This is a genomic window from Micromonospora aridisoli (assembly GCF_056150025.1).
Window position 1 is genome coordinate 464,813 of record NZ_JAXCFK010000001.1, and the last position, 22,553, is coordinate 487,365.

General features: G+C 72.4%; 24 protein-coding genes. 20 read left to right on the forward strand and 4 right to left on the reverse strand.

The window, feature by feature from the left end; translation table 11 throughout:
* Window positions 1–103: 103 nt before the first annotated feature.
* The 9 genes from rimP (at window position 104) to SM447_RS02145 (ending at window position 8,050) form a co-directional block, all read left to right on the forward strand.
* The gene (gene rimP / locus SM447_RS02105; protein WP_474570984.1) at window positions 104–748 is read left to right on the forward strand and encodes a ribosome maturation factor RimP; all 645 of its coding nucleotides are present in this window, start codon (window positions 104–106) and stop codon (window positions 746–748) included.
* The gene (gene nusA / locus SM447_RS02110) at window positions 745–1,788 is read left to right on the forward strand and encodes a transcription termination factor NusA (protein WP_474570985.1); all 1,044 of its coding nucleotides are present in this window, start codon (window positions 745–747) and stop codon (window positions 1,786–1,788) included. The genes rimP and nusA overlap by 4 nt, the downstream gene beginning before the upstream one ends.
* Before the next feature lie 16 nt (window positions 1,789–1,804).
* The gene (locus SM447_RS02115; RefSeq protein WP_474570986.1) at window positions 1,805–2,113 is read left to right on the forward strand and encodes a YlxR family protein; all 309 of its coding nucleotides are present in this window, start codon (window positions 1,805–1,807) and stop codon (window positions 2,111–2,113) included.
* Between the two features lie 115 nt (window positions 2,114–2,228).
* Window positions 2,229–5,210: a translation initiation factor IF-2 gene (gene infB, locus SM447_RS02120; protein WP_474570987.1), complete on the forward strand. Its 2,982-nt coding sequence runs from the start codon at window positions 2,229–2,231 to the stop codon at window positions 5,208–5,210.
* A gap of 91 nt (window positions 5,211–5,301) precedes the next feature.
* Entirely contained in the window at window positions 5,302–5,595 is a 294-nt protein-coding gene (locus SM447_RS02125) for a DUF503 domain-containing protein (RefSeq protein WP_474570988.1), read from the forward strand.
* A 128-nt stretch (window positions 5,596–5,723) separates the two neighbouring features.
* Window positions 5,724–6,206 carry a 30S ribosome-binding factor RbfA gene (gene rbfA / locus SM447_RS02130; protein WP_474570989.1) on the forward strand — a complete coding sequence of 161 codons (483 nt, stop codon included), beginning with the start codon at window positions 5,724–5,726 and terminating at the stop codon, window positions 6,204–6,206.
* A 167-nt stretch (window positions 6,207–6,373) separates the two neighbouring features.
* Window positions 6,374–7,369: a DHH family phosphoesterase gene (locus SM447_RS02135; protein ID WP_474571240.1), complete on the forward strand. Its 996-nt coding sequence runs from the start codon at window positions 6,374–6,376 to the stop codon at window positions 7,367–7,369.
* A 64-nt stretch (window positions 7,370–7,433) separates the two neighbouring features.
* Window positions 7,434–7,841, forward strand: a complete 408-nt coding sequence (locus SM447_RS02140; protein WP_474571241.1) for a hypothetical protein — start codon at window positions 7,434–7,436, stop codon at window positions 7,839–7,841.
* Window positions 7,841–8,050, forward strand: coding sequence for a DUF6186 family protein (locus SM447_RS02145; protein ID WP_474571242.1), 210 nt, complete (start codon window positions 7,841–7,843; stop codon window positions 8,048–8,050). Before SM447_RS02140 ends, SM447_RS02145 begins: the two co-directional genes overlap by 1 nt.
* 349 nt (window positions 8,051–8,399) lie before the next feature.
* Here SM447_RS02145 and SM447_RS02150 read toward each other — a convergent pair whose 3' ends face one another.
* Window positions 8,400–8,546, reverse strand: coding sequence for a hypothetical protein (locus SM447_RS02150; protein ID WP_474570990.1), 147 nt, complete (start codon window positions 8,544–8,546; stop codon window positions 8,400–8,402).
* Between the two features lie 42 nt (window positions 8,547–8,588).
* Between SM447_RS02150 and SM447_RS02155 the strand changes: the two genes are divergently transcribed.
* Window positions 8,589–9,932, forward strand: a complete 1,344-nt coding sequence (locus SM447_RS02155) for an MATE family efflux transporter (RefSeq protein ID WP_474570991.1) — start codon at window positions 8,589–8,591, stop codon at window positions 9,930–9,932.
* On the opposite strand, the gene SM447_RS02160 is transcribed toward SM447_RS02155, so the two are convergent.
* Window positions 9,933–10,277, reverse strand: a complete 345-nt coding sequence (locus SM447_RS02160) for a hypothetical protein (protein ID WP_474570992.1) — start codon at window positions 10,275–10,277, stop codon at window positions 9,933–9,935. It abuts the gene before it with no gap.
* 115 nt (window positions 10,278–10,392) lie between these two features.
* Between SM447_RS02160 and truB the strand changes: the two genes are divergently transcribed.
* From truB to SM447_RS02195, 7 genes are all read left to right on the forward strand, one after another.
* Window positions 10,393–11,277, forward strand: a complete 885-nt coding sequence (gene truB / locus SM447_RS02165; protein WP_474570993.1) for a tRNA pseudouridine(55) synthase TruB — start codon at window positions 10,393–10,395, stop codon at window positions 11,275–11,277.
* Window positions 11,278–11,336: 59 nt separating this feature from the next.
* A complete protein-coding gene (locus tag SM447_RS02170; protein WP_474570994.1) occupies window positions 11,337–12,266 on the forward strand; it encodes a bifunctional riboflavin kinase/FAD synthetase in 930 nt (309 codons plus the stop codon).
* Window positions 12,267–12,460: 194 nt separating this feature from the next.
* On the forward strand, window positions 12,461–12,730 hold the full coding sequence (gene rpsO, locus SM447_RS02175; RefSeq protein WP_474570995.1) for a 30S ribosomal protein S15: 270 nt from the start codon (window positions 12,461–12,463) through the stop codon (window positions 12,728–12,730).
* A 221-nt stretch (window positions 12,731–12,951) separates the two neighbouring features.
* Window positions 12,952–15,318, forward strand: coding sequence for a polyribonucleotide nucleotidyltransferase (locus SM447_RS02180; RefSeq protein WP_474570996.1), 2,367 nt, complete (start codon window positions 12,952–12,954; stop codon window positions 15,316–15,318).
* Window positions 15,319–15,462: 144 nt separating this feature from the next.
* Window positions 15,463–16,827 carry a M16 family metallopeptidase gene (locus SM447_RS02185; protein WP_474571243.1) on the forward strand — a complete coding sequence of 455 codons (1,365 nt, stop codon included), beginning with the start codon at window positions 15,463–15,465 and terminating at the stop codon, window positions 16,825–16,827.
* 69 nt (window positions 16,828–16,896) lie between these two features.
* Window positions 16,897–17,670, forward strand: a complete 774-nt coding sequence (gene dapB / locus SM447_RS02190) for a 4-hydroxy-tetrahydrodipicolinate reductase (protein ID WP_474570997.1) — start codon at window positions 16,897–16,899, stop codon at window positions 17,668–17,670.
* Between the two features lie 65 nt (window positions 17,671–17,735).
* Window positions 17,736–18,209, forward strand: a complete 474-nt coding sequence (locus SM447_RS02195; protein WP_474570998.1) for a GNAT family N-acetyltransferase — start codon at window positions 17,736–17,738, stop codon at window positions 18,207–18,209.
* A gap of 8 nt (window positions 18,210–18,217) precedes the next feature.
* Here the strand turns inward: SM447_RS02195 and SM447_RS02200 are convergent, their stop codons facing one another.
* Window positions 18,218–18,799, reverse strand: a complete 582-nt coding sequence (locus SM447_RS02200) for an N-acetyltransferase family protein (protein WP_474570999.1) — start codon at window positions 18,797–18,799, stop codon at window positions 18,218–18,220.
* Window positions 18,800–18,834: 35 nt separating this feature from the next.
* On the opposite strand from SM447_RS02200, the gene SM447_RS02205 reads away from it, so the two are divergent.
* Complete coding sequence (locus SM447_RS02205; protein WP_474571000.1) at window positions 18,835–20,121, forward strand: glycosyltransferase family 87 protein; 1,287 nt, start codon at window positions 18,835–18,837, stop codon at window positions 20,119–20,121.
* On the opposite strand, the gene SM447_RS02210 is transcribed toward SM447_RS02205, so the two are convergent.
* The gene (locus SM447_RS02210) at window positions 20,020–20,571 is read right to left on the reverse strand and encodes an N-acetyltransferase family protein (RefSeq protein WP_474571001.1); all 552 of its coding nucleotides are present in this window, start codon (window positions 20,569–20,571) and stop codon (window positions 20,020–20,022) included. The genes SM447_RS02205 and SM447_RS02210 overlap by 102 nt on opposite strands.
* Window positions 20,572–20,649: 78 nt before the next feature.
* On the opposite strand from SM447_RS02210, the gene SM447_RS02215 reads away from it, so the two are divergent.
* Both SM447_RS02215 and SM447_RS02220 read left to right on the forward strand, forming a co-directional pair.
* Window positions 20,650–21,879 (forward strand): winged helix-turn-helix domain-containing protein, encoded by a 1,230-nt coding sequence (locus SM447_RS02215; RefSeq protein WP_474571002.1) that lies wholly within the window; start codon window positions 20,650–20,652, stop codon window positions 21,877–21,879.
* Window positions 21,876–22,505, forward strand: a complete 630-nt coding sequence (locus SM447_RS02220; RefSeq protein ID WP_474571003.1) for a DUF2752 domain-containing protein — start codon at window positions 21,876–21,878, stop codon at window positions 22,503–22,505. Before SM447_RS02215 ends, SM447_RS02220 begins: the two co-directional genes overlap by 4 nt.
* Window positions 22,506–22,553 lie beyond the last annotated feature (48 nt).

A 22,553-nucleotide genomic window follows, 5' to 3' on the forward strand; every position in this document is an offset into this window, starting at 1 on the left:
GGCCGTCGCCCCGGTGGCGCGTTACGCTCTGCGCAGCCACCGGCGCGTCCGCACCGGTGGCGTGCCGGCATGGCGGCCGGCGAGCAGCGGAAGGGTTCTTCGGATGACGCAGCGTGGCCGTGCCACCAGGACGACGGGGCGACCCCGCGGTGGCCAGGCAGCACGCGCCGGGCAGGCCGCCCGTGGTGACCTTGCCGCCCGCCGCGATCGGCTGCGCTCGGTGATCGCGCCGGTGGTGCAGGCCGCCGGCTACGACCTGGAGGACCTCACCGTCTCCCGAGCCGGTCGCCGACATGTGGTACGCGTGATCGTCGACGCCGACGGCGGGATCAACCTGGACGCGGTCGCCGACGTGTCGCGCGCCGTCTCCACCGCCCTGGACGCGGCGGAGGAGAGCGGCGGCGACATCGTCGCCGGGGAGTACCAGCTCGAGGTCAGCTCGCCGGGCGTGGATCGTCCGTTGACGCTGCCCCGGCACTGGCGCCGCAACGTGGGCCGGCTGGTCCGGGTGACCGTGCGGGGCGCCGCGTCGTCCGGGCAGCCCGGTGGTGACCGGCAGGTCACCGGGCGGGTGGTCGAGGCCGACGACGAGCGGGTGGTGCTGGAGACCGACGCGGACCGCACGGAGTGGACCTACGCCGACCTCGGTCCGGGACGGGTGCAGGTCGAGTTCACCCGCCTCGACGAGCTGGCCGAATCAGAAGACGTCGACGACGATGACGATGATGTGGAGGACGAGGAGAGGTGAACATCGACCTCGCGGCGCTGCGCGCACTGGAGCGCGAGCGGGAGATCCCGTTCGACACGATCCTCGCGGCGATCGAGACCGCGCTGCTGACCGCGTACCGGCACACCGAGGGCGCCGAGCCGCACGCCCGGGTGGAAATCGACCGGAAGACCGGCGCGGCCCTGGTCTACGCCCAGGAGCTGGGCCCCGAGGGTGCCGTGACGCGGGAGTGGGACGACACCCCGCACGACTTCGGCCGGATCGCCGCCATGACCGCCAAGCAGGTGATCCTCCAGCGGCTGCGGGAGGCCACCGACGAGGCGCACTTCGGTGAGTACGTGGGTCGCGACGGCGACCTGGTGACCGGGGTGGTGCAGGCCCACGAGGCGCGGGCCGAGAAGGGCATCGTCACCGTCGACCTGGGCAAGTTGGAGGGCGTGCTACCGCAGTCGGAGCAGGTGCCCGGCGAGCGGTACACCCACGGCGAGCGGATCCGCTGCGTGGTGGTGCACGTGGCCAAGGGAATGCGTGGCCCGCAGATCACGTTGTCCCGTACGCATCCGAACCTGGTGAAGAAGCTCTTCGCCCTGGAGGTGCCGGAGATCGCCGACGGCACGGTCGAGATCGGCGCGATCGCCCGTGAGGCGGGTCACCGTACGAAGATCGCGGTGCGGTCAACCGCGCCCGGCGTCAACGCCAAGGGCGCCTGCATCGGCCCGATGGGGCAGCGGGTCCGGGCCGTGATGAGCGAACTGCACGGTGAGAAGATCGACATCATCGACTGGTCGGACGACCCGGCGACCTTCGTCGGCAACGCCCTCTCCCCGGCCAAGGCGCTGCGCGTCGAGGTGGTCGACCTGGCCAACCGGGCAGCTCGGGTGACGGTTCCGGACTTCCAGCTGTCGCTGGCGATCGGGCGGGAGGGGCAGAATGCCCGGCTTGCCGCCCGACTGACCGGTTGGCGGATCGACATCCGCTCCGACGCCGAGCAGGCGGGCCCCGCCGGCGGGGCCGGAGCTGATCACGTCCGGGAACCGGGCGGAGCGGTGTCGGGCAGCTAGGGGTAGACTTCCACCAGTGGCACGACGCGCGCTGCCGGAGCGCACCTGTGTGGGCTGCCGACGGCGTGCACCGGCCAGTGAACTGCTGCGGATCGTCGCGGTCGGCGACGAGGCTGGTTTCAGCCTCCGACCCGATCCGACCCGCAGGCTGCCGGGTCGGGGAGCGAACATGCACCCGGATCCGGCCTGCTTCGCGCAGGCAGTGCGGCGTCGTGCCTTCGGGCGCGCGCTGCGCGTCGCCGGGGTCCCGGATGACGGGGCCCTCGCGGAGTACCTGACGCGTCAACCACCACGTTCGGTCACCCGACCGGACGAGGGCCGCTAGCAAGGTAGGACGACCGACATGAGCACACGATGAAGTCCCAGAAATGATCAGGCTTCAAGTGCACGAGTGAGGTCGCTGCGGGTGCTGCCCGCACGACCTCGGAGTGAGGAGTGCAGTGGCAGGTAAGGCCCGCGTACACGAGCTTGCAAAAGAGCTCGGGGTCGAAAGCAAGACCGTACTCGCCAAGCTGAAGGAGATGGGCGAGTTCGTCAAGTCCGCGTCCAGCACCGTCGAGGCGCCTGTCGCCCGACGGCTGCGCAGCGCGTTCGTCGCCTCGGGTGGCTCCGGTGCTCCGTCGGCCGCGCCGTCGGCAGCACCGGCTCCGACCGCGGCTCCGACCCCGTCGCCGACCTCCGGCGAGCCTCGGGTCACCGCCAAGCCGACGCCGCCACGGCGTCCGGCGGTGCCCGGGCCGAAGCCGAAGGGCCCGGTGCCCGGTCCGCCGCCCGCGGCGGCCCCGGTCGCCAAGCCGGCGAGTGCTCACGACATCGAGGTGGCCGCCGCCGAGGCGCGTGCCGCCGCGCTGAAGGCTGAGCAGGAGGCCGCGGTCAAGGCCGCGCAGGCCGCCCGCCAGCAGCAGCGGGAGAACGTCCGCCGGGAGCCCCCGGCCGACGGTGGTGCCCGTCCGGGTCCGCGACCCGGTCCTGGCACGATGCCGCCCCGACCGGGTTCTCCGGCCGCGGGTCGCCCCGGTGCGCCCAGCCCCGGTCCGGGTGGCCGGCAGGGTCGCCCGCCGGCGCGTGGCGCCGGTAACAACCCCTTCGGTATCCAGGGCAGCCAGCAGCAGCGGCCGCCGGCCGCCGGTGCCGGTGGTCCCCGACCCAGCCCGGCGTCGATGCCGCCGCGGCCCAGCCCGGCGTCGATGCCGCCGCGGCCGAGCCCGGCGTCGATGCCGAGCCAGCGCCCGGGTCGTCCGGGCGGTCCCGGCGCCGGTCGTCCCGGTGGGGGCGCCGGTCGTCCGGGTGGTGGCGGCGGTGGCGGTGGCTACCGTGGCGGCCCCGGTGGTGGCGGCGGTGGCGGTGGCTACCGTGGCGGCCCCGGTGGTGGCGGCGGTGGCGGTGGCTACCGTGGCGGCCCCGGCGGAGGTGCCGGTGGCGGTGGATTCCGTCCGGGTGCGCCGGCCGGTGGCGGCGGTCGCCCGGGTGGCGGCGGCCGTGGCCGTGGCGGTGGCGCCGCGGGTGCCTTCGGCCGTCCGGGTGGCAAGCCCACCCGTGGCCGTAAGTCCAAGAAGCAGCGCAGACAGGAGTTCGACAACCTGTCGGCCCCGACCATGAGCTCGGGTGCTCCCCGGGGTCAGGGGCAGACGGTACGTCTCTCCCGTGGCGCCTCGCTGTCGGACTTCGCCGACAAGATCAACGCCAACCCGGGTTCGCTGGTCCAGGAGATGTTCAACCTGGGCGAGATGGTCACCGCGACCCAGTCGTGCTCCGACGACACCCTGCTGCTGCTGGGTGAGCACCTCGGCTTCAACGTGCAGATCGTCAGCCCGGAGGACGAGGATCGCGAGCTGCTCGCGCAGTTCAACATCGATCTCGACGCCGAGGTCGCGGAGGACCGCCTGGTCAGCCGGGCGCCGGTGGTGACCGTCATGGGTCACGTCGACCACGGTAAGACCAAGCTGCTCGACGCGATCCGCAAGGCGAACGTCGTCGCCGGTGAGGCCGGAGGCATCACCCAGCACATCGGTGCCTACCAGGTCCACGTGCCGCACGAGGGCGAGGACCGCGCGGTGACCTTCATCGACACCCCGGGTCACGAGGCGTTCACCGCCATGCGTGCCCGTGGTGCGCAGGTGACGGACATCGTGATCCTGGTGGTCGCGGCCGACGACGGCGTCATGCCGCAGACGATCGAGGCGTTGAACCACGCCAAGGCGGCCGAGGTGCCGATCGTGGTCGCGGTCAACAAGGTCGACAAGCCGGAGGCGAACCCGGACAAGGTCCGCCAGCAGCTGACCGAGTACGGCCTGGTCGCCGAGGAGTACGGCGGCGAGACCATGTTCGTCAACGTGGCCGCGAAGCCGGGCATCGGCATCGAGGATCTCCTCGAAGCGGTGCTGCTCACCGCCGACGCGTCGCTGGAGCTGACCGCTCCGATCGACGGGCCGGCGCAGGGTGTGGCCATCGAGGCGCACCTGGACAAGGGCCGTGGTGCGGTGGCGACGGTGCTGGTGCAGAAGGGCACCCTGCGGGCGGGCGACTCGATCGTCGCCGGTGGGGCGCACGGCCGGGTCCGGGCGATGCTCGACGAGAACGGCAACCAGGTCTCCGAGGCGGGTCCGGCGCGTCCGGTCATGGTCCTCGGTCTGACCGCGGTGCCGGGAGCGGGCGACACCTTCCTCGCCGCGGCGGACGACCGCACGGTGCGGCAGATCGCCGAGCAGCGGCAGGCTCGCCGGCGGGCGGCGGCATTCGCCAACTCCCGTGGTCGGGCCACCCTTGAGACGCTCATGGAGCAGCTCAAGGAGGGCGAGAAGACGTCGCTCAACCTCATCCTCAAGGGTGACGTCTCCGGTTCGGTGGAGGCCCTGGAGGACGCGCTGTTCAACCTCGACATCCCCGAGGAGGTCCAGCTCAAGGTCCTCGACCGGGGCGTCGGCGCGATCACCGAGAGCAACGTCATGCTCGCGAGTGCCTCGTCGGAGCCGGTCACGATCATCGGCTTCAACGTGCGGGCCTCCAACAAGGTCCGCGAGATGGCCGACCGCGAGGGTGTGGAGATCCGGTACTACACCGTGATCTACCAGGCCATCGAGGAGATCGAGGCGGCGCTCAAGGGCCTGCTCAAGCCGGAGTACGAGGAGGTCGAGCTCGGCACCGCGGAGATCCGCGACGTGTTCCGCTCGTCCAAGATCGGCAACATCTCCGGTTGCATCGTCCGGTCGGGTGTCATCCGACGCAACGCGAAGGCGCGCCTGCTGCGCGACGGCACGGTCGTGGCGGACAACCTCACGATCAGCTCGCTCAAGCGGTTCAAGGACGACGCGACGGAGGTCCGCGAGGGCTTCGAGTGCGGTCTGACTCTGGGTGGTTACAACAACGTCCAGGTCGGTGACGTGATCGAGACCTTCGAGATGCGGGAGAAGGTTCGCGCCTGATCCTGCGGTGACGCACTGATCAAGGGGTTTACGCCGACCGGCGTAAACCCCTTGATCATGTGGGGTGAGGTACGGGTAGTGTCGGTAGCCGATGTATACCGCAACCGCAGTGTTCGACCTGCTGCTGCCCGGGGACTCCCGGTCGCTGAAGGCCAAGAGGTCGTACGTGCGGCCGATCGTCGCGGCGCTTCGCCGTTTCGACGTCTCGGCCGCCGAGGTGGGGGCGCTCGACCTGCACGGTCGAGCGGAGATAGGAGTGGCGGTCGTGGCCGCCGAGGCGGCGCACGCCCGGGAGGTGCTCGATTCGTGCGAGCGTCTGGTGGTGGGCCGTCCGGAGGTCGAACTGCTCTCGGTTCGTCGCCGGTTGCACGGGGACGACGACTGACCGCCGCCGCCCCGCACGCCGCGAACGGACGGCGCGGGTAGGGTTCGAGTGTTGGGGTCGGTTCGGGCTCCGGTGACGCCGGCGTCGCCGGTTCCGGCCGGTAGCGGGACGCCGTGGAGGTGGCGGAGATGACGGATCCGGCCAAGGTACGCCGGCACGCGGAACGGGTGCGTGAACTGGTCGCGTCGGTGGTGCGGAGTCAGATCAAGGACCCCCGGCTCGGGATGATCACGATCACCGACGCGCGGATCACCGCGGACCTGCGCGACGCCACGGTCTTCTACACCGTGCTCGGCGACGCGGCGGCCCAGGCGAGCACCGCCGCCGCGTTGGACAGCGCCAAGGGCATGCTGCGCAGCACGGTCGGCAAGGCTCTCGGTCTGCGCCACTCGCCGACGCTGACCTTCGTGCTCGACGACGTGCAGGATCAGGTCAAGCACATCGACGACCTCCTCGCCGCGGCCCGCAACGCCGACGCCGAGGTGCAGCGCCTGGCCGCCAAGGCGGACTACGCGGGCGAGGCGCAGCCGTACCGCCTCGACGAGGACGAACCCGACGAGGCCGACAACGACGAGAACACCGACGATGCCCGGGGCGGGGAACGGCGGTGACCGCTCCCTCCGGTGGTGCCCTGACCGGGCCGGACCTCGCCGTGACCCGGCAGCCCGGTCCCGGTCGGGGCGGTGCGGGCGCTGGCGGCCGGCCCGTCGCGACGGATTCCACCGGTGCGAGCGCGCCGGGGCCCGCCGGTCCCACCGAGGCCGACTGGGCCGCCGCGGTGGCGGCCGTGCGACAGCTGCCCGTCGACGGTCGGGTACTGCTGATCTGTCACGTGAACCCGGACGGCGACGCACTGGGCAGCATGCTCGGCTTCGCTCTCGGGTTGCGGCAGCTCGGCGTGGGCCGGTTGCAGGCCACCTTCCCCGGCCCGCCGGAGGTGCCCGAGCCGCTGCGCGGTCTGCCCGGTCAGGAGCTGCTGGTGCCGGCGACGGAGGCCGAGCCCGAGCCCGATCTGGTCATCTGCTTCGACGCGGCGAGTGAGTCGCGGCTCGGCGAGCTGGTTGACCGGTTGACCGGGACGGGCACCGCGATGGTGCTCGACCACCACGCCTCCAACAGCGGCTTCGGTGACGTGCACCTGGTCGACCCGGCGGCGGCGGCGACCTCGGTGGTCGCCCTGCAACTGCTGGACCGGTTGGGCGTGGTGCTGGACGCCGGTATCGCCGAGTGCCTGTACGTGGCGTTGAGCACCGACACCGGCTCGTTCCGGTTCGAGGCGACCACACCTGCCGTGCACGAGATGGCGGCCCGCCTGCTGGCCACCGGGATCCGGCCGGGCGACATCTCGCGGCGGGTCTTCGACAGCCGGCCGTTCGGCGCGGTGCGGCTCTTCGGTGAGGTGCTCGGGCGGGCCCGGCTGGAGCCCGAGGCGGCCGGCGGGAAGGGCCTGGTCTGGACGTACGCGACCCTGGACGACCTGGCTCGCCACGAGCAGCGGCCGTACGTGCTGGAGGCCCTGATAGACCCGGTGCGCTGCACCGCCGAGGCTGACGTGAGCTGCGTGGTCAAGCAGACCGCCCCCGGCGTGTGGGCGGTCTCCATGCGCAGCAAGGGTGCGACGGACGTCAGCCGGGTGGCGGTCGAGCTGGGTGGCGGTGGCCACCGGCTGGCCGCCGGTTTCACCAGCCACGGCACCGTGGACGAGGTCGTCGAGCGGATCCGGACGCAGTTGCGGGCGTGCGCCCCGGACGGCGACGCCAACCAGCAGGGGTAATTTCGGGGTCAGCTCCGGGGGAGTCGACGTTTCGGCCGCTGGACAGGGCGGGGAGAATCGGATGATGGAGCAGCCCCACGATCTCACCATCGACACCCCTCGCACCTGGGAGCGACCGGTTGTCTGCGTACCGGTGCTGGTCGCCCTCTCGCTGGTCGGTGGTCGCTTCCCGTCCTTCTCGACCGAGGCCAACGTCTACGTGTTCGGTGCCGGCGGGGTGCTGATCTGGCTCGGTCTGACCAAGCGGGTGCAGGCGCGCCCGGCGCCGGAGCGGTTGAGACCCGGTGTGGTCTGGTGGGCGATCCCAGTGGTGGTCTTCGGGATATTCGAGGGCGCCACCTTCTTCGCTGCCGCCGGTGACGACTTCCCCACGTTCTCCCGGTTGGCCGACCCGCTGCTGGAGGAGCGTCTGGTCCGCTCGGCGGCCTGGTTGGTGTGGTTGTCGGCGTTCTGGGGGCTGGTGCGGCGATGATGCGGGCACTGGCGATCGGCGGGTTCCTGGTCGGGCTGGCGCTGTTCGGGCTCGTCGAGTGGTTGGCCCGGCGGGAGGGCTCGCGAATTCCGACGCTCGGCGAACTCTGCGGCTACATCATGCGGTACGAGGTGGGTCCGGTACCGGTGGGCCGGATCGGTCTGTTCGGGTTCTGGTGGTGGATCGGCTGGCACTTCCTGGCCCGGTGACGGCGAGCTGATTCGTCCAGATGGCGGGAACAGCGGGCACCATGTGGACCTGAACGATAACTTGGGAAACGGTCGGCGCCGCTTCGGCGCAGGTCAAGGGGCGGAGCCATACCCGGTGCCGCCTCGCTCCAGGGTCGACCGACCCGGGCCGCCAAGCCGCCCATCCGCCGCTCCGGCGACCCCGGAGCCGGCCGCGGGCGACAGTCGTAGTACCGCCCGTGACGCGCCGCCGCGCCCGGTGACGCGCGCCCTGGAAGGAATCCGCCATGGCCGCCAAGCCCAAGCCCGAAACCACCGACGAGGCCCGCGAGCAGGCCCGCCGCGCCCTGCAGACCTCCATGGACACCCGTCAGTGACCGTGCTCGACCGGCGGTGACGCCGCGCCGCCCTCGCGTACGGCGTCGCCGCCGGTCCGCTCGTTCGCCCAGGTGACCGGGGTCGCCACCCGGCACCGTCCGCGCCGCCACGGGAGCGCCCGCCGGGGTAAGTGGCGCATGAGCTTGCTCCCCTTACCTGCCGCGTGCCACCATCGGCGGCGATGAGCCAGCCCACCATCGCCACCGACCGGGTCGCCTCGCCGCGTCGGATCGCCGCGCTCGCCCTGCCTGCCCTCGTGGTGCTCGCCGCGGAACCCCTCTACGTGCTTGTCGACACCGCGGTCGTCGGCCACCTGGGCCGGGTGCCGCTGGCTGCGGTGGCCGTCGGCGGGACCGTGATGACCCTCACCGCCTGGCTGGGGACCGTGGTCGCCTACGGCACGACCGGCCGCGCGGCCCGCCGCTTCGGTGCCGGGGACCGCGCCGCCGCCGTGGCCGAAGGCGTGCAGGCGTCCTGGTCGGCCCTTGGCGTGGGGCTCGCGGTCGTCGTCGCCATGCAGTTCGGCGGTGGTGCTCTCGCCGGTGCCCTGGCCGGCGGCGGTGAGGTCGCCGTCGCCGCCGCCGAGTGGCTACGGATCGCCGCGTTCGGCGCTCCCGGGCTGCTGCTCGCCGCCGCCGGCAACGGCTGGCTGCGCGGTGTGCAGGACACCCGCCGCCCGCTTCTCTTCGTGGTCGGCCCCAACCTGCTCTCCGCGGTGCTCTGCCCGGTGCTGGTCTACCCGGTGGGGATGGGGCTGATCGGTTCGGCGGTTGCGAACGTCATCGCGCAGACCCTCTCCGGCGTGCTCTTCGCCGCCGCCCTGGTGGCCGAGCGGGTGTCGCTGCGCCCGCGCCCCCGGGTCATCGGCCAGCAACTGGTGCTCAGCCGGGACCTGCTCATCCGCGGAGTGGCCTTCCAGGCCAGCTTCCTGTCCGCCACGGCGGTGGCGGCCCGCTTCGGCGCCGCCACGGTCGGCGCCCACCAGATCGCCGTGCAGCTCTGGTTCTTCGCGGCGCTGGTGCTCGACGCGCTGGCCATCGCCGCACAGGCGCTGGTCGGAGCGGCGCTCGGTGGGGGAGACGACGCGACGGCCCGGGCGCTGGCCCGGCGGATCTCCCGGCTCGGCGCGATCTGCGGCACCGCGTTCGCCGTGCTCGCGGCGGCCGGTGCCGGCGTGGTGCCCACCTGGTTCAGCTCCGATCCGGCGGTACACGGGCAGGCGCTGTTGGCCTGGCCCTGGTTCGCCGCGATGCTGCCCCTGGCCGGGGTGGTGTTCGCCCTCGACGGGGTGCTGATCGGCGCGGGAGACATCCGCTACCTGCGGAACCTCACCGTGGCCGGCGCGCTCGGCGGCTTCCTGCCGGCGATCTGGCTCGCGTACGCCCTTGATCTGGGCCTCGGTGGCATCTGGGCCGGGCTGATGCTGTTCACCGTGGTCCGCCTGGTGGGGCTGTTGCTGCGGCTGCGCAGCGGTGCCTGGGCGGTGACCGGCGCGGTTCGCGGTGAGCGGCGCGTACCCGCCTGATCAGGCCTTGCCGTAGAGCGCGTAGAAGAAGAGCACCAGGGCGAGGCTCACCACGAACGAGGTCGCCATGGCGACGATCTTCACGGTGTTGGGGTAACGCTGGTAGAGCCGCTGTCGTCCCTGCCAGGCCCACCAACGGCGCCGGATCGCCGCGATACCGGGCAGGGCGGCCACGCCCTCGGCGATCCGGACGCCCAGCGTGCGCCGGGGCGGTGGTGGGTCGAGCATCCAGTCCGGCAGCGCGCTGGGCTGATCGGGCGTACGCAGGCGGACCGACTCGTCCGACCCGGTCGCACGGCTTGGGTTGCCGTCGGTGGTCATCTCGTTCTCCCCGTGGTCAGGCATGGCGTTCACCGTCGCCGATATCCATCCTGTCAGGGGGGAACCACCGGCTACATCCGGTTTTCGGCGGCCCGTCCGGTGCTCGCCCCGGCGGGCCGGTCTGGCAGGCTTGCACGTCGTGAGCACAGACGGCCTGATCGTGGTGGACAAGCCCGGCGGTATGACCTCGCACGACGTCGTAGCGCGGATCCGCCGGCTGGCGAAGACCCGGCGCGTCGGTCACGGCGGCACGCTCGATCCGATGGCCACCGGGGTCCTGGTGATCGGGATCGGCCGGGCCACCCGGCTGCTGACGTACGTGATCGGTGCGGACAAGAGCTACACCGCGACGATCCGGCTCGGCCAGGCCACCGTCACCGACGACGCGGAGGGCGACGTGATCGCCACCACGCCCGCCGGCATGCTCACCGACGAGGCGGTACGGGACGTGCTGGCCGGGTTGACCGGGGAGATCGACCAGGTGCCGAGCGCGGTGAGCGCTATCAAGATCAACGGTCAGCGGGCGTACAAGCGGGTCCGTGAGGGGGAGAGCGTCGACCTGCCGGCCCGGCGGGTGACCGTGTCCCGGCTCGACGTGCTGGCGATCCGGCGCGACCGGCCCGACGTGGTCGACGTCGACATCGAGGTGGCCTGCTCGACCGGGACGTACATCCGGGCCATCGCCCGGGACGCGGGCCTGGCGCTGGCGGTCGGCGGCCACCTGACCGCGCTGCGCCGCACCGCCGTGGGCGGCTTCACCCTGGCGGAGGCCGCCACCCTCGACGAGTTGGAGCGCCGTGCGCCCGACGTGGTGGGGCTGCCGCTGACGGTCGCCGCCGACCGCTTCTTCCCCCGTCGGGACGCCACCGCCGAGGAGGCGCGGGTGCTCTCCCACGGTGGCCCGCTCGACCCGATCGGGCACACCGGGCCGTACGCGGTCTTCGATCCGGCCGGCGGGTTGATCGCTATCGTCAGCGAGCGGGCCGGCCGGGCCCGCGCCGAGATCGTGCTCGCCCCGGCCTGACACCGGGGGCCGGACGACCGACCGCCGACGGTCGGAGCGAACGACAGCGGAGGAGCAGCATGCAGCGGTGGCGGGGGTACGACGCGGCGCCCGGTGGCTGGGGACGGTCGGTCGTCACCATCGGTGTCTTCGACGGCGTGCACAAGGGGCACCAGGCGACGATCGGGCACGCCGTGGCCCGGGCCCGGGAACTCGGCGTGCAGTCGGTGGTGGTCACCTTCGACCCGCATCCGGCCGAGGTCGTGCGGCCGGGCTCCCACCCGGCGGTGCTCACCGAGCCGGCCCGCAAGGCGGAGCTGATCGAGGCTCTCGGGGTGGACGTGCTCTGCGTGGTGCCGTTCACGCCCGAGTTCTCCCGGCTGCCGGCCGAGGCTTTCGCGCACGACGTGCTGGTCGAGCACCTGCACGCCGCGCTGGTGGTGGTGGGCGACAACTTCCGGTTCGGTCACCGGGCCGCCGGGGACGTGGCGCTGCTGGAGCGGCTCGGCCGCACCTTCGGCTTCAGCGTCGAGGGCGCTCCGCTGGTCGCGGACTCCGGCACCGTCTTCTCCTCGACGTACATCCGGTCCTGCGTCGACGCCGGTGACGTGACCGCGGCCGCCGCGGCGCTGGGCCGCCCGCACCGACTGGAGGGCGTGGTCGTCCGCGGCGACCAACGCGGGCGAGAACTCGGCTTTCCGACCGCCAATCTGCTCTGCCACCGGTACGCCGCGGTCCCGGCAGACGGCGTCTACGCCGCCCGGATGGTCCGTCGCGGCCAGCGGCAGCCGCTCGCCGCCGCCGTGTCGATCGGCACGAACCCGACCTTCTCCGGCCGGGAGCGCCGCGTCGAGGCGTACGCACTGGACTTCGACGGCGACCTCTACGGCGAGCGGCTGGCCCTGGACTTCGTGGCGCATCTGCGCGGGCAGGTCCGCTTCGACTCGATCGAGCCGTTGATCGCCCAGATCGCCCAGGACGTCGAGCGGACCCGCCGGGCGCTGGACTGACCGGTCACCGACCCGCCGCACGGCCCTTGACCGGCCGCTTCCGGCGAGGGCTGGTAGGCTGACGAAGACGTCGGCTGACCGACGTGGGTCCTCGCCTGCCTGCTCGACGCCGCGGGTGCGAGGGCCGTCCGTCACCGGTGCCGTAGCCCGGCCCGACGGACAGCCTCGAGACAACCCATCGGAACAGGGAGAACATGGCGCTCGACCAGCAGACCAAGGCCAAGATCCGCGAGGAGTACGCGACCGTCGAGGGCGACACCGGTTCGCCCGAGGTGCAGGTCGCGGTCCTCACCAAGCGGATCGCCGATCTCACCGAGCACCTGAAGGTGCACAAGCACGACCACCACAGCCGCCGTGGGCTGCTGCTGCTGGTCGGCCGTCGCCGTCGGTTGCTCAACTACGTCCAGAAGAAGGACATCAACCGCTACCGGTCGCTCATCGAGCGGCTCGGCCTGCGCCGGTGACGTGACGGGGGAGTGGCCAACCAGGCCACTCCCCCGTCAGCGTCCCACCAGAGAAAACGGGCCACGACACCCAGACAAGGGAGTGTCGGCGTACCGGTCTCCGGTAGTGGCCTCCGGGTACCTCGGCATCCTGCCGGTGGTCCCGGGCGCTTCGATCGAAGACCGGCCGTCCGCACAGCTCCCGCCTCGTGGCCCCCGATGCGAAGGAGCATTGAAGCAGCATGACCGAGACCAAACTCGGCACCGAAACCCGCACCGCCGTGATCGACAACGGGTCGTTCGGCACCCGTGAGATCACCTTCTCCACCGGCCGGCTGGCCCGACAGGCCGCCGGGTCCGTCACGGCCCAGCTCGGCGAGACGGTCGTCCTCTCCGCCACCACCGCCGGCAGGCAGCCGAAGGAGCAGTTCGACTTCTTCCCGCTGACCGTCGACGTGGAGGAGCGGATGTACGCCGCGGGTCGCATCCCCGGCTCGTTCTTCCGCCGTGAGGGCCGGCCCAGCGAGGACGCCATCCTCACCTGCCGCCTGATCGACCGGCCGCTGCGCCCCTCGTTCGTCAAGGGCCTGCGCAACGAGGTCCAGGTGGTCGAGACGATCCTCGCGCTCGACCCGCAGCACCCGTACGACGTCGTGGCGATCAACGCCGCGTCGATGTCGACCAAGCTGTCCGGCCTGCCGTTCTCCGGCCCGATCGGTGCCACCCGGATGGCGCACGTCGACGGCCAGTGGGTCGCCTTCCCGACCCACGAGGAACTGGAGCGCGCCACCTTCGACATGGTGGTGGCCGGCCGGGCCCTGCCCGACGGCGACGTCGCGATCATGATGGTCGAGGCCGAGGCCACCGAGCACACCGTCAAGCTGGTCGCCGGCGGTGCCCCGGCTCCGACCGAGGAGGTCGTGGCCAGCGGGCTGGAGGCCGCCAAGCCCGCCATCCGTGAGCTGTGCCGCGCCCAGAGCGAGCTGGCCGAGGTGGCCGCCAAGCCGGTCGCCGAGTTCCCGGTCTTCCTCGACTACCAGGACGACGCGTACGACGCGGTCGCCGAGCTGGCCCGCGCCGACGTCGCCGAGGCTCTGCAGATCGCCGGCAAGGCGGTCCGTGAGGAGGCCCTGGACGCGGTGAAGGCCCGCGTGCTGGAGGAGCTCGGCCCGCGCTTCGAGGGCCGGGAGAAGGAACTCTCCGCCGCCTTCCGCTCGCTGACCAAGTCCGAGGTGCGTAGCCGGGTGCTGCGTGAGCAGGTCCGCATCGACGGCCGCGGCCCGCGCGACATCCGCCCGCTGACCGCCGAGGTGGGCGTGCTGCCCCGGGTGCACGGGTCGGCGCTGTTCGAGCGCGGCGAGACCCAGATCCTCGGCGTCACCACGCTCAACATGCTGCGCATGGAGCAGGCGCTGGACACCCTCTCCCCGGAGAAGTCCAAGCGCTACATGCACAACTACAACTTCCCGCCGTACTCCACCGGTGAGACCGGCCGGGTCGGCTCGCCGAAGCGCCGCGAGATCGGGCACGGCGCCCTCGCCGAGCGGGCGCTGATCCCGGTGCTGCCCTCGCGGGAGGAGTTCCCGTACGCCATCCGGCAGGTCTCCGAGGCGCTGGGCTCCAACGGCTCCACCTCGATGGGTTCGGTCTGCGCCTCGACGCTGGGTCTGCTCAGCGCCGGTGTGCCGCTGAAGGCGCCGGTGGCCGGCATCGCCATGGGCCTCATCTCCGACGAGGTCGACGGCAAGACCCAGTACGTGACGCTGACCGACATCCTCGGTGCCGAGGACGCCTTCGGCGACATGGACTTCAAGGTGGCCGGCACCCGGGACTTCGTCACCGCCCTGCAGCTCGACACCAAGCTCGACGGCATCCCGTCCGACGTGCTGGCCGCCGCGCTCCAGCAGGCCCACGAGGCCCGGCAGACCATCCTCGACGTGATGCAGCGGGCCATCGAGGCTCCGGCCGAGATGTCCGACTACGCGCCGCGGGTCACCACCGTGAAGATCCCGGTCGACAAGATCGGCATGGTGATCGGCCCGAAGGGCCAGACCATCAACGCCATCCAGGACGAGACCGGCGCCGAGATCTCCATCGAGGACGACGGCACCATCTACGTCGGCGCGACCAACGGCCCGTCGGCGCAGGCCGCGGTCGAGCGGATCAACGCGATCGCCAACCCGACCCTGCCCAAGGTCGGGGACCGCTTCCTCGGCACCGTGGTCAAGACCGCTCCGTTCGGTGCGTTCGTCTCGCTGCTGCCCGGCCGGGACGGCCTGCTGCACATCTCCAAGGTGGGCGACGGCAAGCGGGTCGAGAAGGTCGAGGACTTCCTCAACGTCGGTGACCGGGTCGAGGTCGAGATCGCGGACATCGACCAGCGCGGCAAGATCTACCTGGACAAGGTCCGTCCGGAGGGTGCCGAGGCGCCGGCCGCCGGTGAGGCGTCCGACGAGCGGCCCGCCGGCCGTGACCGGGGCGACCGGGGTCCGCGTGACCGGGGCGACCGTGAGCGCGGTGGCGACCGGGGCGGCCGGGGACCGGAGCGCGGCGACGGCGGCGAGGGCGGCGGCGACTCCCGTCCGCGGCGCCGCACCCGGCACAGCTGATCCCAGCGCAGCCGTACTGATCCGCTGACCGGCCGGGCGACCCTGTCGCCCGGCCGGTTCGTGACCGAACACTCCTCGTCGTACTGGAAGCAGGTGGCCGTGAGCCGGACCCGGCATTCGTCTCTCCGTGCGGCACGGCCGGGGCTGACGCCGCGCACCGGCCGGCAGGTCACCGCGACCCCTCGGGTGGCCGGTGGGACGACCCGGGCGGTGACCCGGACCCTGAGCGACGACCCGCTGGGCGGCACGGTGCGCCGCACGGTGCTGCCGAACGGGCTGCGCGTACTGACCGAGGCGATCCCGGCCATGCGCAGCGTCTCGTTCGGCGTCTGGGTGGCGGTCGGCTCGCGGGACGAGACCGGCCCCCAGGCCGGTGCCGCCCACTTCCTGGAGCACCTGCTGTTCAAGGGCACCCACAAGCGGAACGCGCTGGAGATCTCCTCGGCGATCGAGGCGGTCGGCGGGGAGACCAACGCCTTCACCACGAAGGAGTACACCTGCTACTACGCCCGGGTGCTCGACGAGGACCTGCCGCTGGCCATCGACGTCATGTGCGACCTGGTCGCCGACTCGGTGCTGGAGCCGGCCGACGTGGAGACCGAGCGCGGCGTGATCCTCGAGGAGATCGCCATGCACGACGACGAGCCCGGCGACGAGGTGCACGACCTGTTCGCCCGGGCCGTCTACGGTGACCACCCGCTGGGCCGCCTGATCTCCGGCACCACGGAGACGGTCACTCCGATGACCCGGCGGCAGATTCAGAGTTTCTACCGGCGACGCTACGTCGCGCCACAGATCGTCATCGCCGCCGCCGGCAACCTCGACCACACCGTCGTGGTGCGGCTGGTCCGCCAGGCGCTGCGGGGCACCCCGCTGGACACCGACCCGGCGGTGCCCGCCCCGCACCGCCCGGCCACCCCCCGGGTACGCACCCGGGCCGCCACCACCGTGGTGCAGGAGAAGGAGACCGAGCAGGCGCACGTCATGTTGGGCTGCCCGGGCATCGACCGGCTCGACGAGCGCCGCTTCGCCCTCGGCGTGCTCAACAACGTGCTCGGCGGCGGCATGTCCAGCCGGTTGTTCCAGGAGATCCGCGAGCGTCGTGGTCTCGCCTACTCCGTCTACTCCTACGCCAGCCAGTACGCCGACAGCGGGCTGTTCGGCGTCTACGCCGGCTGCGCGCCGAGCCGCGTCGACGAGGTGCTGGAGCTGACCCGCGCCGAGCTGGCGCGTACCGCCGCGGACGGCATCACCGAGGCGGAGCTGGCCCGGGGCAAGGGGATGAGCAAGGGCTCGTTCGTGCTCGGCCTGGAGGACACCGGTTCACGGATGAGCCGCCTGGCCAAGGGCGAGCTGCTCTACGGCGACCTGGTACCGGTCAACGAGCTGCTCGACCGGGTCGACGCGGTCACCCTCGACGACGTCAACTCCCTCGCCGCCGAGCTGTTGGGCCGGCCGATGTCCCTCGCGGTGGTCGGTCCCTTCGGCGACCGGGACTTCACCGCCTGAGTCGCCACACCCCGGGAACGGAGTCGATCAAGCGGCGCGGCTCCTCCTCGTTGGGATAGGTTGTGCCGCGTGACTGACGCGCAGGAGAAGGGCACGCCCGGGTCCGTCCGGGTCGGCGTGCTGGGGGCCGGTGGCCGGATGGGTGCCGAGGTGTGCCGCGCCGTCGAGGCGGCCGCCGACATGACACTGGTGGCGACCGTCGACCAGGACGACTGGCTGGCCACCGCCGCCGATGCCGGGGCGGAGGTGCTCGTCGACTTCACCACCCCGGACGTCGTGATGGACAACCTGCACTGGTGCATCGACCAGGGCATCCACGCGGTGGTCGGCACCAGCGGCTTCACCGAGCAACGGATCGAGAAGGTGCGCCGCTGGCTGGCCGACCGGCCCGACGTGGGTGTGGTGATCGCGCCCAACTTCGGCCTCGGCGCGGTGCTGATGATGCAGTTCGCCGCGCGCGCCGCCCGTTACTTCGAGTCGGTCGAGATCATCGAGCAGCACCATCCGCGCAAGCTCGACGCACCCAGCGGCACCGCCACGCACACCGCGCGCCTGATCGCGGCGGCCCGCGCCGAGGGCGGGCTCGGCCCGGCGCCGGACGCCACGAAGGACGAGATCGCCGGCGCCCGCGGTGCCGACGTCGACGGGGTACGCGTGCACGCGGTGCGGGCCACCGGCCTGCTCGCCCACCAGGAGGTGCTCTTCGGCACCAGCGGCGAGACCCTGACCATCCGGCACGACTCGTACGACCGGGCCTCGTTCATGCCCGGCGTGCTGCTCGCGGTACGCGCGGTGGGTAACCGCCCGGGCCTGACCCTCGGCCTGGACGCCCTGCTCGACTGACCACACCACCCGCGAACACCCGAAATCGCGTCGACCTGACACCGGGGCGTCCGTAGGCTGCCCCGGTGATCGACTCTGGCCTGACCGACCGGCGTGGACGCCGGATCTCCCTGCGTCCGGTGGACGACGACAACTGGCGGTCGGTCGCCGATGTCGCCCCGCACGACGACCAGCGCGCCTGGGTGCCCGCGCTGGCGGCCCGGTACCTGCTGCTGACCGAGCGTTCCGAGGTGTGGAACTCCCTGGCCGTCTACGCCGACGACACGGTGGTCGGGCACGTCATGTGGGGCGTGGACGAGGACGACTCACGCTGGATCGGTGGCATGCTCGTCGACGCCGCGGAGCAGGGCGGCGGCGTGGGCCGGGCGGTCGTCCGGACCCTCTGCGACTGGCTGGGCGGGCAGGGACACCCGGTGCGCCTGTCGTACCACCCGGAGAACACCTCGGCGGCGCGGCTGTACCCCAGCCTCGGCTTCGCGCCCACCGGTGCCTGGGAGGACGACGAGCTGGTCGCGGAGCTGACCGTTCGGCGGAGTTGACGGCGCGCTCAGCCGGCCTGGGGTGGTTCGGTGGGTACCGCGACGTGCAGGCGCAGCTGGGGCACCAGCATGTCGTCGACGTCCAGGGCGCGTCCCGCGCCGTCGGGCTCCCAGCCGGCGGTGGTGAGGAACTTCCGGGACGCCTGGTCACCCTCGAACACCCAGGCCACCGCCCGGTCGAAGCCGGACTCCCGCCACAGGTCGACGCTGGCGGCGAGCAGCCGGGAACCGTGCCCGCGCCGGCCCCAGCGCGGCTCGACCAGCAGGTCGGTCACCGCCACCACGTCCGCGCCGAGCGCGTCGGCCGGCTCGTTCGGGGCCAGCGCCTCGGCATCGGCCGGCCCGGAGGCGGCGAACCCCACCAGATACGATTGCTCGGCCTGTTCGACGGCGACCAGCACCCGGTGGGTGTCGCCGGGCGGCTGGCGCACCGCGGCGTCCCAGCGCTCGGCCAGCGACGCCTCGTCGAGGCCGTCCAGCACGTCCCGGGGCAGCAGCCGCCGGTAGGCGACCCGCCAGGTCGCGAGCTGGATGCGGGCGATCTCGGCGGCGTCCTCCGGACGCGCCGGGCGGACGTACCCGAGACTCATGGCACGACAGCCTACGCAGGGCGAGGGAGGCGACGGTGGCGCAGGGTGCCAGGCGGACGGTCGGACAGGTCGCCGCCGTGATCGTGCTCGCCGTCGCGGTGACCGCGTTCCTCTCCGTCGCGGCCGTCCGGCACGGCTTCTTCGACCTGCACGTCTACCGGGGCGCCCTGGTCTGGTGGGTGCACGACGGCGGGGAGATCTACGACTACCTCAAGCCCGGCACCCAGTACGGCTTCACCTATCCGCCCTTCGCCGCCCTGGTGATGCTGCCGATGGCGTACCTGTCCTGGCACGCCGCGATCGCGGTGAGCGTCGCCGCGGGCGTGGTGACCAGCGCGGTGCTGATCTGGTGGCTGCTGGATCCGGTTTCCCGCCGCGCCGGCTGGACCCGCTGGTTCGCCTTCGCGGTGGCGCTGTGCCTGGCCGCCGCCTTCGAACCGATGCGCGAGACCATCAACTTCGGCCAGGTGAACACGCTGCTGCTCTTCCTGGTCGCGGTGGACCTGCTTCGGCTGCTGCCGGGCGGCAGCCGGTGGGCCGGGGTCGGCATCGGCCTGGCCACCGCGATCAAGCTCACCCCGGGCATCTTCATCGTCTACCTGCTGGTGACCCGACGCTGGCGAGCCGCGCTGACCGCGTCGGGCACCGCGACGGTCGCGACCGTGCTCGCCGCCGCGCTGTTCCCGGACGCCTCCCGGGAGTTCTGGACCAGCGCGCTGTGGAACACCAGCCGGGTCGGTGAGTTGGCCTTCGTCTCCAACCAGTCGCTGCGGGGCGTGGTGGCCCGGCTCGATCCGCAGAGCCCCAGCACACTGGCCTGGCTGCTGCTGGTGGCCGCGACGCTGGTGCTCTGGGCGTGGCGCTCGCGCGCCGCCGCGTCCGTGGGCGACGAGGCCACCGGCCTGGCGCTGACCGGCGCGGTGATGTGCCTGGTCAGCCCGGTCACCTGGGTCCACCATCTGGTCTGGTTGCTGCCGGGCCTGCTGCTGCTGGTGGACAACGGCATGGCCGCACCGCCCGGTAGCCGCCGACGCCGCGTCCTGCTGGCCTCCGCGACCGTCGGGTACGCCTTCCTGATCAGCCGGATCGTGTGGGCGTGGGAGAAGGACTTCACCGGTCTGGACGGTTTCCTGTTCGGCAACACCTACGTCTGGATCAGCCTGGCGTTGCTGGCCTTCCTGCCGGTGCGCCACCCGGTGACACCGGGCTCGCCGTCGACCTCAGCCGTCGAGGCGGCCGGTGTACCGCAGCTCGATCAGCCCGATCGGCGGACGCCCGCCGGAGAGCGGCACCGGATAGGTCGACCGCTCACCGTCCGGTGACAACCCGGCCCGCTGGTAGAACCGGCGGGCCCGGTCGTTGTCGGCCAGCACCCAGAGTCGGTACTCCGTCCAGCCGCGCTCCCGCAGGCCCGCCCGGGCCGCCGCGAACAGGGCCCGCGCGGTGCCGTCACCCCAGTGATCCGGCATCACGTAGAGCCCCACCACCTCGCCGTACGCCGGGTCGAGGTCGCCGCGGTCCTGGTTGTTGCGGTACGGCCCGAAGGTGATGAAGCCGGTGAGCGAGCCGTCGGCCTCGGCCAGCAGCGTGGTGAACGGGTGGTCCGGATCGGCGGTGCCCAGCAGCCGTCGGCGTTGGGCCCAGGCGACGGGGTTGAGCCGGTTCAACACCTCCTCCGGCATGATCCCGGCGTAGCCGGCCTGCCAGCCGCGTACGTGCACCCGGGCGATCGCCTCGGCGTCGTCGGGCTCCTCGCGGCGGATGCTGGGCATGGAAGTAGTTCTAGGCTGCCGGGGGCAGCAGGTCCAGCGGCCGCACCGATGTCGTACGCCTGTCGTAGCCTGCCTGCGATGGCCGTACCGGAATCGCTCTCGCTCGCCCAGGCCCGACGCGTCGCGTTGACCGCGCAGGGCTTCGCCGACCCGGCGCCCACCGGGGCGCCCACCCGTCGCCACCTGCGTCGGGTGCTCGACCGGGTCGGGTTAATCCAGATGGATTCGGTCAACGTGCTGCAACGGGCGCACTACCTGCCGCTCTACAGCCGACTCGGGCCGTATCCGACCACCCTGCTCGACTCCGCCGCCTACCGCCGCCCGCGCGACCTCTTCGAATACTGGGGCCACGAGGCGTCGCTGGTGCCGGTCGCCCTGCATCCCGCTCTGCGCTGGCGGATGGCCCGGGCACACACCGACGCCTGGGGCGGGATGCGTCGCATCGCCGTCGAGCAGCCCGCCCTGGTCAGCTGGGTCCGCGACGAGGTGGCCGCGCGGGGGCCGCTGACCGTGGCCGAGATCGAGCACGACGGCCCCCGCCAGACCGGCAACTGGGGGTGGAACTGGTCGGCGGTGAAGCAGGCGCTGGAATACCTCTTCTGGGCCGGCGAGGTGTGCGCGGCACAACGCACCGGTTCCTTCGCCCGTCGGTACGACCTGCCGGAACGGGTGCTGCCGGCGGAGGTGCTGGACGCGCCGACGCCGACCGACGCGGAGGCGTACCGCACCCTGGTGAGCATCGCCGCCCGGTCGCTCGGGGTGGCCGCGGAGCCGGAGTTGCGCGACTACTTCCGGCTGCCGGTGGCCGGTGCCAGGGAGGCGATCGCCGACCTGGTCGAGGCGGGGGAGTTGCGACCGGTCACGGTGCAGGGTTGGCGGCAGCCGGCGTGGTTGCACGCCCAGGCCCGGCTACCCCGCTGGGTACGCGGCAACGGCCTGGTGAGTCCCTTCGACCCGCTGGTCTGGGAACGAGCCCGCACCGAGCGGCTGTTCGGCTTCAGCTATCGGATCGAGATCTACGTGCCCGCACCGCAACGCGTGTACGGCTACTACGTGCTGCCGTTCCGTCAGGGCGAACGCTTCACCGCCCGGGTCGACCTCAAGGCGGACCGCAAGGCCGGGGTGCTGCTGGTGCCGGCGGCCTGGGCCGAGCCGGGCGTCGACCCGGGGGAGACGGCGGTCGCTCTCGCCGCGGAGCTGTACCGCCTGGCCGGCTGGCTCGGCCTGGACACCGTGGCGCCACCCGCCGCCGGTGACCTCGCCGCCCCGCTGACGGCCGCGCTGGTGGGCGTGGCCGGTGTACGGTGAGGCTCGTGACGAGCGTTGACCAGTCGGGCGCCGCCCAGCCGCACCCGCACGCTGACGTCCCCGGCGCCCCGCCGCACGGAGTCCCGGCGGACGGTGCCCATCCGCAGGGCGGACCGGTGGGCGGCGCACCACACGGCGACTGGCCGGCCGGATATCCCGCCGGTTATCCGGTGGTCGAGTCCGACCGCCTCACCCGGTTCGTGACCCGGCTCCACGCCCGTACACCGCGCTGGGTGGTGCCGTTGGCCGCCGTCGGCTGTGTCGCCGCCGGCATCGGTTACACGCTGCTCAGCGACCCCACCCGCTCCGCGCCGGACGCCCTGCCGACCTGCCTGCTCAAACTGACCACCGGGTTGGACTGCCCGGGCTGTGGCGGCACCCGCGCCCTCTGGTACGTGCTGCACGCCGACCTGCCCGCCGCCGCCAGGCACCACTTCCTCTTCGTCTTCGCGCTGCCCTTCCTGGCGTACCTCTTCGTCGCCTGGGCCGGCCGGCAGGCGTTCGGTTGGCGGCTGCCCGAGCTACGCGTCGGCCCGAAGCTGATCGGCGGGTTCCTCGCCGCCTGGCTGGCCTTCTCGGTGATCCGGAATCTCCCCTGGGCCCCCTTCACCGCCCTCTACGTGTAGCGGCCCAAGGGCGGTCGGTGGCCCACGGTCCGCTACAGTCCCAGGAAT

Bases quoted from the DNA above. Each gene is read 5' to 3' on its own strand.
- rimP (WP_474570984.1), top strand. From the start codon at position 104: ATGACGCAGCGTGGCCGTGCCACCAGGACGACGGGGCGACCCCGCGGT.
- SM447_RS02125 (WP_474570988.1), top strand. From the start codon at position 5,302: ATGTATACCGCAACCGCAGTGTTCGACCTGCTGCTGCCCGGGGACTCC.
- rbfA (WP_474570989.1), top strand. From the start codon at position 5,724: ATGACGGATCCGGCCAAGGTACGCCGGCACGCGGAACGGGTGCGTGAA.
- SM447_RS02140 (WP_474571241.1), top strand. From the start codon at position 7,434: ATGGAGCAGCCCCACGATCTCACCATCGACACCCCTCGCACCTGGGAG.
- SM447_RS02145 (WP_474571242.1), top strand. From the start codon at position 7,841: ATGCGGGCACTGGCGATCGGCGGGTTCCTGGTCGGGCTGGCGCTGTTC.
- SM447_RS02150 (WP_474570990.1), bottom strand. From the start codon at position 8,546: ATGCGCCACTTACCCCGGCGGGCGCTCCCGTGGCGGCGCGGACGGTGC.
- SM447_RS02155 (WP_474570991.1), top strand. From the start codon at position 8,589: ATGAGCCAGCCCACCATCGCCACCGACCGGGTCGCCTCGCCGCGTCGG.
- SM447_RS02160 (WP_474570992.1), bottom strand. From the start codon at position 10,277: ATGCCTGACCACGGGGAGAACGAGATGACCACCGACGGCAACCCAAGC.
- SM447_RS02170 (WP_474570994.1), top strand. From the start codon at position 11,337: ATGCAGCGGTGGCGGGGGTACGACGCGGCGCCCGGTGGCTGGGGACGG.
- rpsO (WP_474570995.1), top strand. From the start codon at position 12,461: ATGGCGCTCGACCAGCAGACCAAGGCCAAGATCCGCGAGGAGTACGCG.
- SM447_RS02180 (WP_474570996.1), top strand. From the start codon at position 12,952: ATGACCGAGACCAAACTCGGCACCGAAACCCGCACCGCCGTGATCGAC.
- SM447_RS02200 (WP_474570999.1), bottom strand. From the start codon at position 18,799: ATGAGTCTCGGGTACGTCCGCCCGGCGCGTCCGGAGGACGCCGCCGAG.
- SM447_RS02210 (WP_474571001.1), bottom strand. From the start codon at position 20,571: ATGCCCAGCATCCGCCGCGAGGAGCCCGACGACGCCGAGGCGATCGCC.
- SM447_RS02215 (WP_474571002.1), top strand. From the start codon at position 20,650: ATGGCCGTACCGGAATCGCTCTCGCTCGCCCAGGCCCGACGCGTCGCG.